We start from the raw sequence: 11,611 nt of genomic DNA on the forward strand, positions 1-11,611 counted from the left end.
ATAAATGGGCGGTTAACAGGGTCGATGAGCGCAAAGACGCGGTTATCATTGGCTTCTGTTCTTAATAATGGTGACAGCTTGGTAAGGTGCAATGCTGGCATCTGCAATTACTTGAATATTTTTTTCCTCACAAAGATGCCGCAGTAATGCCGTATCTTGTCCGTCTGCCCTCTCATTGACCAATACACACTCAGGGTCGCGCCGTAATATCGCGCGGGTCGCCTCGGCAATGGTGGGTTTGATACGGTTACGATTGCTGATGGCAAAGCGCGCCGCCAAGTCCTCTATCACAGACTGGGTGGTAAAAGTCGGCAATAACTTGCCCGTTAGCGGCGTTGGTAAAGGCGTTTGCTGACGCAGCGCATCAATGGTTTGGATAAACTCGCCACTGCGATCCCAAGGCTGTAACTTGTCATAATACACTGCTTGGTGCAGTCCATCACTGGGCTCACGATACAGGGTACGCGATATCAGCCCAGAGACAGTGCTATTGAGCAAACTTGCCGGCATCAGCCAATCATCATCACTCGCCGATAGCCAAGCCACCCCAGCAGGATCTGCCAACGTCACCAGTGGAATCACCCCGTCACCTTGGTGAAACAGTTGCGCTTGTTGCCGCTTATCAGTGATTTGGGCTAAACTTCGTTGCAACTCACCATAGATAGCCCCTTTCCCCGTCCAACCATCGACAAACACAATCGGGCTATGCGGATGCTGCTGCAAAATATATTGCAAGGCAACAGGGTCAAGCCCGCGGTCACGGATGATACTCACCCCGTAATGCTGACTGGCTAACGCATAGCTGGCAGAGGCATCACTAAGCGCTTTTTGTAGCAAGACTCCAATCGGCAATCCTGCCCGCACGAGACTGACCAATATCAGCGGCTGCGAGGCACTCACGCAAGCATGAAATAGCTGATGTAAGCTAAAGGCAAGGCTTGTGACATCATTTGCCATGCGCTGTTTGCCTGCCATCAATGCTTGATTGTACAAAGCTTCATGCATGGCGCTGGGCGGTTTTTCAAGCGTCAGCATATCTGAATAATGGCGCTGACCTGATTGGATTAACGCTTCTTTTTGCGTTGGGCTGATATCATTGACGCTATCAGCACGGACGATATCGAGCAGCAAGGTAACATCAGAAGATAAATAACTACCCGAAAAATTCGCCTGAATTGTCATGATTATACACACCCTTGACTGATAGCATCATGCAGTTGCCCTCGATTGGGCGTGCCATACCAGTCCAATAATTGTAAAAACGGCAAATCCGCCAAGCTATCACCAAAACCAAAACAAGGGCGATTTTTATCCAAATGATAATCGAGCAAAAAACGCATCGCGTGATGCTTGTTGACGACGTGCGGCAAGATTGCCAAGTTATTGGCATTGACATGGATATAAAACTCATCGCCCAAATCAGCCACCTCATTTAGCACACTCGGCAGCTGTGCCGCAAACTGCAGCAAAGCATCGTGGTCTTTATGCCGATGTTTGATGGCGACATATACCATCAAATCCGTCGCGTTATTGTCTACTATAAAGTGTTCATAATGTGGGGTTATACGCAGTGCTTCAAACCCTGCCAATCGCGCCATAAGCTGGGTCAGTTTGGGTTGTAGCGCCACCAATTGCCCTGCCATTAGCCGCTGCCAACGCGTACAAAGCTGCCCCGATGGTGCTACAATCACCGCACCATGGGTTAAAACTTGCCAACTATCAAACGGCAGTTTGACGCGCATAATCTCAGTGGTATCTCTTGCGGTGACGGGGATGAGCTCCGTTGATTGGGATAACCAATTAAAAAAATGGCGCTGCTTTGGCGTCAAAAAGCTCAATGGCGCATTCTGCTTATCGACGGTCGCCGCCACCAACCCATCCATTGGCAATTGCCAAGCTGCAATTTTTCGCTGGGTTTGAAACAAGGTATCATCCAAATCCATCAAAGCATAAGGCTTGACTAGCGCGACTTCTGATTCAAAAAAACGGGCTTCGGGTTTAAAAAAATCGGTCATTCACACTCACTTTTATCAAACTTAACTTTTATCGATTATCGATTTTTTGGCTGATTAGCTTTCGGAATTCAGGCGTCAGATTTTGGGTATTAGATTTCGGGTGTCATGTTTTGGTTCTCGGTGAAATTACCATGACATTATCAAAGCGCTGCCAAATCTCATCCACGCTATCTTGGGGGGTTTCCACGCACAACAGCACCCAATCCCACGCCTCAGGCGTCACGTTGTAAACAAAATTGGTCATGCCCAAGCCATAATGGTCAAAGAACTTGATGACGCTAGTCACGGCGCTATCAGCATGGATGGCGATAGGTGACCGCGTTAAGGCAGAAAATTTGACATCCGCTTGATACTGCGCCAAGCGTTCGGCAAGCAACAACGGCAACCAAACAAACTCATTACTGCCCAGCACCAAGATTTTTTGATGGGCGAATGACGCTAGGGTCAATTGTCTTTGGCTCAGCGTATGATGCAAACCTTGCAGCAAAAAATCCAATCCCGATGTACTATCGCGTGTCGGTTGTCTACCCCAATCGCCGGTAGGCAGCAGTGGCTGACTGCCTGCCTCTGTGGTTGACACATTTGGCATGGTAACCGCGGGCGCATTCACCTTATCTGTCCACGTCCAATCTCCTGCGAGCAAATGGTGGCGAAAAAAGGCGATGTCATTAAAAATATTACTATCCGTTTCCCCCAGTTTTTTGCCCAGTTTTTTGCCCAGTGACCAATCAACCAGCGTCGCCAAATGCACTTGCTCAAGCTTACTCATTCCTGCTTGACGCAGGGCGTTGACCACATTTTGACAGGTATTACCTGTGGAGGCTTCGTCATCGACCATAATCAAGGTTTTGGCGTTTTCAACGTTCGCTTGTAGCGTGCTGTCATCACTTTGGTAAATCAAATGCACACTGGCATGACTATGATCTTCGCTAAACGTGGTGAAAAGCTCTCCTGCCTGTGCATGCCGCGTCGAGTTGAGCAAAATAGCCTGCGGATAACGCGCCTGCAGCACTTGATGCACCCCTGCCGACAGTCCGACTGCGGTCTCAGCCATGCCAATCACCACAATCGGCTCGGGCAAATCATCGGGTATGAGAGTTGCCAACTGGGTGAAGGCTTGTCGCATATTATCGGGGGATACCGGAATATGTCGCCCCAATACTTTGGATACAAACAAAAATGCGCGCTTGGGATTGATACGCTCAGCAAACCCCAACAACTCATCGAGTTGATAATCCGCGCTGGTTTGATAACGTAAAGTAAGCTCGCCACGCGATAGCGAGATGGTTTTTTGCTCGGTCATGGCGTCTATTATCCTGTTGTTTTTGCGTTAGCCGATTTTGACACTGGTCATCAGCGGGCGCACGATGCAAGGGGTGATGGTATCACGTACCGCTGCCAACTGCGGTTTGGTAATACAGCCTGACCAATAGGCAAAAGCTAATTGGGTTAAATTCATCGTGCCGTTGTCAAAGGCATGATCGGTGTAACCAATCCCACCAGATGCGCGGCTATTGATTTCCAGTACCTTGTGCGTCCCATTTTCATCAGCCTTGGTTTGGATGCTCACAATACCATCGGCTTTTAGGGCTGCTACCAGATGCTTGACAAGTTCCATCACTGTCTCGTCATAGCCCACATGCTGCTCACTGCCTTCTTTATAGCGCGTCACTGCGGCTAAAACTTCCCCCGTCTCACATACCACATCAATCGAATATTCTTTACCTGCTAGATAGGGCATCAGCAGCATGGCAATGGGTTTGTCAGTTATCATTTGGCTATGGTTATAAGCGTGTAAAAATTGTGCAAGATGAATTTTTTTAGCATCGGTAAAGTATAAATGCTCAAAACTATCCCACGCATCGACCGCTGCCGTATCGAGTCGCCAAAACCCTTGCGCAAATATACCTTTAACGGGTTTTACACATAACGGCTGCCCACAATGCAACGCGAGCAGTGCCATTAACTCATCTGTATTAGCAAACTGCCAGCCACTTGCCACAGGGATGTCATGTTGCTGGCAAAAAGCTGTAAAAGCGGCTTTATCGTCCATTAATTCAAGCGTGGCTGTGTCAGTTGCGCCTGTCAATAACCGAATACCGGCTGCTTTGAAGTCTTGACGTCTGGCTTCGTAATCTTGGCTATTGCGCCCTGTCAATATCACTTTGCTATTGTGCTTTTTGGCCTGTTCAAGTACAAACTCAACCCGCTCACTTGGCTCAGATGGCTCTTGGTACGCTATATCGGCACAGTTTAAGATTTCTGGTCGTGGTTGTCGATGAGACGCCACGATGGTCATGGGTAAGTTATATTGGCATTTCATGGCTTGCATGGCAAGTAGCATCTCACGCTGGCTTGACTGCCCTTCTGCCAACCAAATTGAAAACGAGGTATTACTGGGGTTTAAAATCATTCAACTTCCATCACAACGCAGTTAGCACAAACCTTCATTGATTATGCTAAGCCAATAAATAGACACATAATAAAGTAAAATTTTGCGTAAGTAATGACATTTTTACTCAACTTTATCAAGGTGCAACATCACCCCTATTACAATTTCACTTTTTTGATATTTCCCTTAACCTATTTTTCGATTAACGTTTCCAAATCTTTAGATTTTGCCTAGACTTATTTATCTATTAAATAAAATTTTACTAGCTTGACCTTAATCTTTTTAGTTTGTAAGCTAACAAAATCTTGCAACATTATAGAAACAATGTGTAAAAACAATCTATAAAAAAAATGTGACGTTGCTTTATTAATGGCATAGACAATAGCAAAGCCAGTCAAATATAGGATTAAGCGCTTAATTAGGACAATAGATTCTGGCAAGAATCTATCACAAGGATGTTTTATGCAAACTTCTCAAAATATGCTACAACGTTTTGCCATTCGCGTCAGCGATTGGGCAGAAAAATGGTTTCCAGATTCTTATGTTTTTGCTGCACTCGGTGTTATCATCGTGGCGATTGCTGCGATGGCAATTGGTGCGCCGGCTCAACAAGTCGCATTAGCGTTTGGTGACGGATTTTGGAGCTTGATTCCCTTTACGCTGCAGATGTGTATGCTGATTGTGGTCGGCTTTGTGGTATCAGTCTCCAAACCGGTGCAAAAATTCATTGAAATGCTAGCGCGTCTGCCTAAAAGTGGTACGGGCGCTATTGTTTTGGTCGCAATTATCAGTCTATTGGTATCGCTTATCAACTGGGCGATGAGTACCGTACTAACTGCGCTACTGGTTATTGCCTTAGCCAAGCGTAAAGAACTGCGTATGGATTACCGTGCAGCCGCTGCTGCTGCGGTCGTTGGTATGGGGGCTACATGGGCATTGGGTATTAGTTCTTCTGCCGCTCAGCTACAAGCCAATAAAAAGAGTATCCCCGACTCGATTATCAATTTATCAGGGGTGATTCCTTTTACCGAAACTATTTTTTTACCTCAATCGATGTTGATGGCAGGGATTTTGATTGTGCTATCCATTGCTATCGCGTTTTGGTCGGCGCCGAAAGGTGACAACATTAAGACCGTAGAGGATTTTGGTATTACCTTTGATGACGAGGTTAAAGAAGTTAAAAGTAAGCGCCCTGGAGACTGGTTAGAAAACTCACCAATTTTAACCGTGCTAGTCGTGCTACTAGGTGCAGTTTGGATGATTAATGAATTTACCAAAAGTAATCCGATTATCGCTATTTCAAGTCTCAATACTTACAATTTTATTTTTTTGATGATTGGACTGGCATTGCATGGCACGCCAAGAAATTTTTTAGAAGCCGTATCGAAAGCGGTTCCTGCTATTTCCGGTGTACTAATTCAGTTTCCCCTGTATGGTAGTATTGCTTTCATCATGACCAAAGCATTAAATGGTGCTGATTTGTCGCTATCTCACTATATTGCAGAATTCTTTGTATCGATCGCATCAAAAGAAACCTTCTCAGTGGTAATGGGAATTTATTCTGCGATTTTAGGCTTTTTTATTCCTTCAGGCGGTGGCAAATGGATTATTGAAGCGCCTTATGTGTTGCAAGCTGCCAATGATTTAAAAGTCCATCTAGGATGGGCGGTACAAGTCTATAATGCCGCAGAAGCACTACCGAACTTAATTAACCCTTTTTTTATGTTACCCATGTTAGGTATTTTAAAAATCAAACCCAAAGATGTGATGGGTTTTACAGTAACGCAGCTAATTTTTCATATACCTGTGGTATTGATTCTATTATGGCTCTTAGGTACGACATTGACTTATAAACCACCCATGCTTTAAAAAACTTTTGTAAAAAAAACGAATGCCATCCCACAGTGACATTCGTTTTTTTAACTTCACAATTTATCTATGTTTCGAGGGTGAGGGTGCTAGATAAAAATTATTGTTTTAGCCATAAAACGCAGTATAATCCATAAGCTTTTTTTTACTCACCATTAACTTTTGCTTTTACATGGAGATTTGCCCATGCAAGTTCAGCCTATCGGTGATATGTATGCCAATCACAAAGAATTGACGCTAAGGGGCATTATTCTTGGGGCATTAATCACTGTCATCTTTACCGCGTCCAATGTATATCTTGGACTTAAAGTCGGTTTAACGTTTGCCTCGTCCATTCCGGCGGCGGTGATATCAATGGCGGTTTTAAAATTTGCCAAAGATAGCAATATTCTTGAAAATAATATTGTACAAACCCAAGCTTCTGCGGCAGGTACTTTATCGTCCATTATCTTTGTGTTGCCAGCGTTATTAATGCTCGGTTATTGGACAGGGTTTCCGTTTTGGCAAACCACTATTTTATGTATCGCTGGCGGCATCTTGGGGGTGATTTTTACTATTCCGCTTCGCTATGCGATGGTCGTTAACAGTGATTTGCCCTACCCTGAAGGCGTTGCCGCTGCTGAAATTTTGCGGGCAGGCGAACAGGACACCGCAGATGATACCCCCGCTCAGTCAGATGCCTCAACAGGCGCCAAGGATATTGTGATTGGTGGCGCGTTGTCAGGCATTGTAGCGTTTTTGACGGGTGGACTCAGGGTATTGGCAGATTCGGCAGGCTACTGGTTTAAAGCAGGCTCGGCGATTACCCAATTACCCATGGGGTTTTCCTTGGCGCTACTTGGGGCAGGTTACCTAGTTGGCGTAGCAGGCGGTATGGCTATTTTGCTGGGTATCCTTATTGCTTGGGGTGCAGCGGTACCGATGTTGACGAGCATGACGCCTCAGCCCAGTGACATGGAAATGTCGGCATTTGCCATGAAAATTTGGAAGGAAAATGTTCGATTTATCGGTGCAGGTACCATTGGTGTTGCCGCGATTTGGACGCTACTCACGCTAATGAAGCCAATGATTGAGGGATTAAAAATTTCCATGCAGGCGCTCAAAGGTGGCAATTCATCAAACCTCAGTCGTATGGATCAGGATTTATCGCCCAAAGCCATGATCGGTTGGACGGTGGTAATGACGTTGTTATTGGCAGTTAGTTTCTATCAGTTTGTGGCGGATGCAAGCTTGCCAGCGGGTTTGGCATGGCTCCTAGTATTGGTTTGTACTGCGGTCACCTTTATCATTGGTTTCTTGGTAGCGGCAGCGTGTGGTTATATGGCGGGTTTGGTTGGATCGTCGTCTAGCCCAATTTCAGGTATTGGTATTATCTCGATTGTGGTGATTTCGCTCATTTTATTGCTGGTTGGCAATGCTTATCCGCAATTGTTAACCACGGGCGATGGCAAATTTGTCACCGCGTTGGCGCTATTCTGTGGTTCGGCGGTATTATGTGTGGCGACGATTTCAAATGATAATTTGCAAGACTTAAAAACGGGTTACTTGGTAAAAGCCACACCTTGGCGTCAGCAAGTTGCGTTAATGATTGGTGTCGTGGTAGGTGCATTGGTAATCTCCCCTATTTTAGAACTACTGTACAAAGCTTATGGCTTTACTGGGGCATTGCCTCGCCCTGATATGGATGCCTCACAAGCCTTGGGCGCACCGCAAGCAACCTTGATGACCACGATTGCCAAAGGGATTTTTGCGCATAATTTGAACTGGGACTTTATCCTTATCGGTGTGCTGATTGGTGCGGTACTGATTGTCGCTGATACCTTATTACGCAAAACTTCAGCGGGTAAATACAGCTTGCCAGTATTGGCAGTGGGTATGGGTATTTATTTGCCACCTACCATTAATATGCCGATTTTTATAGGCTCGGTGTTGGCATGGTGGATTAAAAACCATATCACCAAAAACAGTGCGGCGGCGCAACGAGAGCGCAACTTAAAGCTTGCAGAGCGTAAAGGTACGTTATTTGCTGCAGGGTTAATTGTGGGCGAAAGCTTGATTGGCGTTATTATGGCGTTTATTATTGCCGCGTCAGTCACGACGGGCGGCTCAGATGCACCGCTGGCGCTTAAACTTGCCAATTGGGACAATATTGCCCAATGGCTAGGATTATTGGCATTTGTATTGGCTATCGTGATACTAGCAAGACGCGTGCTGAGCAGTGCCAAAACATCGGGATAATAGGCATTAAACTCCAACATCCCTATAAATCCTTGAAAATCATTAAACCCTTGAGAATCAATATTTTCAAGGGTTTTTTATGTATCGCGGTGTAAGAAAATAGGCGCAACACCATAGATTTAAAAACTTAGCGACGACATTTTTTCGCGACTGGGATAGCAGCATAAGCAATCATTAGCCATTACAAGACTTTTAATAAGTCTAATAACACCTGCCAAGTTTTTGCCACGCTGGCGATTTCTACGCGCTCTTTGGGTGAGTGTGCCGCACGGATATTTGGACCAAAAGAAATCATGTCCATGTTTGGCGCTTTACCTTTAAATATGCCGCATTCAAGACCGGCATGAATCACCTGCAGCTTTGGCTCGCCTGCAAAATGACTCGCCATCACAGATTTTGCCACTGCCAATAGCTTAGAATCTGGGTCAGGTTGCCAGCCTGGATAATCATCGCTTAACTCTAGCGCTGCCCCTGCCAAATCTGCTAAAGCTTGTAGCCGCTGGGCGATGTCATCTTTTGGGGTTTCACCCAAAGATCGCATCAGACAACGTATCTCAAGGGTGGCGGTTTGATTATTGTCGTGAGTTTGTCCAAGCTTAACCACGCCCGTGCTAATTGATGTATCTACCACGCCGGCAAAACTATCGCTCATGCGTATCACGCCATTGGGTAGGCTACGCAGCAAGTTAAGCACACGCTGACTGTCGGCTATACTAAGAGCGGACAAGTTGCTAGATGCCGGTGACAGCGCATCCGTGGCTACTAGTTTTTCAACAGTCACGGTCAGGTTGGGTTCCGTGATTTTATATTCAGCTTGTAGCGTTTGCAAGATAGTGGGAAGCAACTGGCTGATACGGTCAAAATCACCCAACACCGCCGCAGTGGCTTCACGCGTAATCACATTTCGCAGTACCCCACCTGTCCAGTGTTGTAGATAAAAAGGCGATGAGCCAAACAGGCTTGCCAGCACGCGCGCCAGTAATAAGTTCGCATTGGCTAAGCCTTTATGAATATCAATGCCAGAGTGCCCACCTTGTAAACCGCTCACCTTAATCATCATGGGCGTGACATCGTCAGTTACGGTAATGAGCGAGGAAGTTAACTGAAATGTTGCATCACGCCCACCAGCACAGCCAATAAACAGTTCACCTTCATCTTCTGAGTCAAGGTTAATCATTGCAGGTGCGGTCAGCCACTCAGGGTGAATGGCTTGGACGCCGCCCATGCCGATTTCTTCTTCACAAGTCAAAATCAACTCAAGCGGTGGATGGGCAATATCATCACTAAACGCCACCGCCAATGCCATAGCAAGCCCAATACCATTATCTGCCCCAAGCGTCGTATCGCTTGCCCAGACCCAATCGTCTTTAATCACAGGCTTGATAGGGTCAGTAATAAAATCATGGTTGGTGGTTTCCCCTTTTTGTGCCACCATGTCAAAATGCGCTTGGATAGCCACCGCAGGATGGTTTGCCATATTGCTATCAAGCTGTACGCTTGCTGGCTTATAGATAAAAATATTGCCTTTTTCATCTTTTTTGACCGTTAACCCGTATTGCTGTCCGCGGGTTTGGACTGCTTGAACAATAAAGTCACCCAAAGCGTGTTCATGAAAAGTAGGATGTGGAATAGCACAAATTTGATCAAACCATTGCCAAACAGCAGTGGGTGACAGTTGAGAGAGATTGGTTGTCATGGTATTGCTCGATTTTTAGTGTATTAACTATCAAAGGCAATATTGTAGCGAATTTTAGATAGGAATGGTCAGCTTATTTCTGGTTAGCATAGTTATAGCGCGATTACTGGCAAATCTACAATGCTATTCCGTTTTAGAAAATATAATATTGTTAATATTATTTTACAGAATATAAAGGTTTTTACATAATAATTCACCTACAGAATATCTATGATGAATTAAAATTTAAAAATAACTAAGAAAAACAAATTATTCGCCGAAGGATTGACGGCAACGCACAATATTATTCAATCCTTTGCGCAACAGCGATTTGGCAATATCACCGAGGGCTTTGCCCAGTGGCAACAAGCCCAAATTGACAACCCGCCTGTGAATACCGTGTTTATTTATAACCCGCTTTTTTCATTAGCATAATCGCATGGCGTTGGTTTTTACCAGCCACGGATACATTGATAATATCCTGCTTAAAGCTGCCCCATCTGGCGACTTTTGGATCTGGTGCGATGCGTGGGTTGGCTGGGTATTCACTGTTCAAGTCAGCAAATAAATTTTGCGCCTCTGCGCCACTGAGCCATTCCATAAATTTTTGTGCTTGTGCCGCGTTTTTGCTGTGTTTAACTACGCCAATACCCGATACATTGACATGGGTGCCTTGCCATTTTTGGTTGGCAAAATAGGGTTTGACCTTAATGTTTGGCTTGGTATCAAGCAGCCGACCATAGTAGTAAGTATTGGCGATACCGACATCACAGCGACCTGCGTCAATTGCTTCAAGCAGCGCTGTATCATTAGCAAATGGCGCGGTGGCTAGATTACTGACCCAACCTTTTAAAATACGCTCCATTTGTGGTAAGCCGTTGTGCTGAATCATGGTGGCAACCAAAGATTGGTTATAGACATTGTCCGACGTTCTTAAACACAGCTTGCCTTTCCACTTGGGGGTAGATAAATCTGCGTAAGTTGATAGCTGGCTTGGATTGATTTTGGTTGGGTTGTAAAAAATGGTACGGGCGCGCACTGACATACCAAACCAACGATTTTGTGGGTCTTGGAATTGCGGCGGGATATTGGTTTCAAGTACTTTTGAATTGACAGGTCTTAAGATGTTTTCTTGCGCCGCTTGCCATAAGTTACCGCCATCGACGGTGATGAGTAAGTCAGCTGGGGTATTAGCACCTTCTGCTTTAATTTTTTCGATCAGTACGCCTGCTTTATCGTTGACCAGCTTGATTTTTACGCCTGTTTGCTGCTCGTATTTTGCCACAATCGGCTTCAACAAATTATCAGCACGCGCCGAATAAATCACCAGATCACTTGCTAGCGCAGGTGTTACCGCGCCCATCAACATGCCAAAAGCCATTAAGCGTTTCATAATTTACCCTTTTATTCGTCCTAAAAAAT

At 45.4% G+C, this 11,611-nt stretch carries 8 protein-coding genes; 2 read left to right on the forward strand and 6 right to left on the reverse strand.

Translation table 11 applies throughout. The features are described 5' to 3' along the window. Window positions 1-45 precede the first annotated feature (45 nt). The 4 genes from ACAM37_RS07335 to ACAM37_RS07350 all read right to left on the reverse strand — a co-directional run bounded on the left by ACAM37_RS07335 (window position 46) and on the right by ACAM37_RS07350 (window position 4,428). Entirely contained in the window at window positions 46-1,182 is a 1,137-nt protein-coding gene (locus ACAM37_RS07335) for a cysteine protease StiP domain-containing protein (protein WP_369625879.1), read from the reverse strand. A 2-nt stretch (window positions 1,183-1,184) separates the two neighbouring features. After that, complete coding sequence (locus ACAM37_RS07340) at window positions 1,185-2,015, reverse strand: hypothetical protein (RefSeq protein ID WP_369625880.1); 831 nt, start codon at window positions 2,013-2,015, stop codon at window positions 1,185-1,187. Between the two features lie 103 nt (window positions 2,016-2,118). Further along, window positions 2,119-3,318 carry a phosphoribosyltransferase domain-containing protein gene (locus ACAM37_RS07345; protein WP_369625881.1) on the reverse strand — a complete coding sequence of 400 codons (1,200 nt, stop codon included), beginning with the start codon at window positions 3,316-3,318 and terminating at the stop codon, window positions 2,119-2,121. 27 nt (window positions 3,319-3,345) lie between these two features. After that, window positions 3,346-4,428: an ATP-grasp domain-containing protein gene (locus ACAM37_RS07350; RefSeq protein ID WP_369625882.1), complete on the reverse strand. Its 1,083-nt coding sequence runs from the start codon at window positions 4,426-4,428 to the stop codon at window positions 3,346-3,348. A 441-nt stretch (window positions 4,429-4,869) separates the two neighbouring features. Between ACAM37_RS07350 and ACAM37_RS07355 the strand changes: the two genes are divergently transcribed. Both ACAM37_RS07355 and ACAM37_RS07360 read left to right on the forward strand, forming a co-directional pair. Beyond that, window positions 4,870-6,276 (forward strand): short-chain fatty acid transporter, encoded by a 1,407-nt coding sequence (locus ACAM37_RS07355; protein WP_369625883.1) that lies wholly within the window; start codon window positions 4,870-4,872, stop codon window positions 6,274-6,276. 186 nt (window positions 6,277-6,462) lie between these two features. Further along, the gene (locus tag ACAM37_RS07360) at window positions 6,463-8,514 is read left to right on the forward strand and encodes an OPT family oligopeptide transporter (RefSeq protein WP_369625884.1); all 2,052 of its coding nucleotides are present in this window, start codon (window positions 6,463-6,465) and stop codon (window positions 8,512-8,514) included. A 181-nt stretch (window positions 8,515-8,695) separates the two neighbouring features. On the opposite strand, the gene ACAM37_RS07365 is transcribed toward ACAM37_RS07360, so the two are convergent. Both ACAM37_RS07365 and ACAM37_RS07370 read right to left on the reverse strand, forming a co-directional pair. After that, window positions 8,696-10,210: an aminoacyl-histidine dipeptidase gene (locus tag ACAM37_RS07365; RefSeq protein WP_369625885.1), complete on the reverse strand. Its 1,515-nt coding sequence runs from the start codon at window positions 10,208-10,210 to the stop codon at window positions 8,696-8,698. 382 nt (window positions 10,211-10,592) lie between these two features. Beyond that, a complete protein-coding gene (locus ACAM37_RS07370; RefSeq protein WP_082168221.1) occupies window positions 10,593-11,582 on the reverse strand; it encodes an extracellular solute-binding protein in 990 nt (329 codons plus the stop codon). Between the last annotated feature and the right edge of the window lie 29 nt (window positions 11,583-11,611).

The organism is Moraxella sp. K23 (assembly GCF_041154765.1).
GTDB classification, from domain to species: Bacteria; Pseudomonadota; Gammaproteobacteria; order Pseudomonadales; family Moraxellaceae; genus Faucicola; species Faucicola tetraodonis.

What these genes read in the sequence shown, in the direction of transcription:
- ACAM37_RS07365 (WP_369625885.1), bottom strand. Translation starts at nt 10,210, where the DNA reads ATGACAACCAATCTCTCTCAACTGTCACCCACTGCTGTTTGGCAATGG.
- ACAM37_RS07335 (WP_369625879.1), bottom strand. Translation starts at nt 1,182, where the DNA reads ATGACAATTCAGGCGAATTTTTCGGGTAGTTATTTATCTTCTGATGTT.
- ACAM37_RS07350 (WP_369625882.1), bottom strand. Translation starts at nt 4,428, where the DNA reads ATGATTTTAAACCCCAGTAATACCTCGTTTTCAATTTGGTTGGCAGAA.
- ACAM37_RS07370 (WP_082168221.1), bottom strand. Translation starts at nt 11,582, where the DNA reads ATGAAACGCTTAATGGCTTTTGGCATGTTGATGGGCGCGGTAACACCT.
- ACAM37_RS07345 (WP_369625881.1), bottom strand. Translation starts at nt 3,318, where the DNA reads ATGACCGAGCAAAAAACCATCTCGCTATCGCGTGGCGAGCTTACTTTA.
- ACAM37_RS07340 (WP_369625880.1), bottom strand. Translation starts at nt 2,015, where the DNA reads ATGACCGATTTTTTTAAACCCGAAGCCCGTTTTTTTGAATCAGAAGTC.
- ACAM37_RS07355 (WP_369625883.1), top strand. Translation starts at nt 4,870, where the DNA reads ATGCAAACTTCTCAAAATATGCTACAACGTTTTGCCATTCGCGTCAGC.
- ACAM37_RS07360 (WP_369625884.1), top strand. Translation starts at nt 6,463, where the DNA reads ATGCAAGTTCAGCCTATCGGTGATATGTATGCCAATCACAAAGAATTG.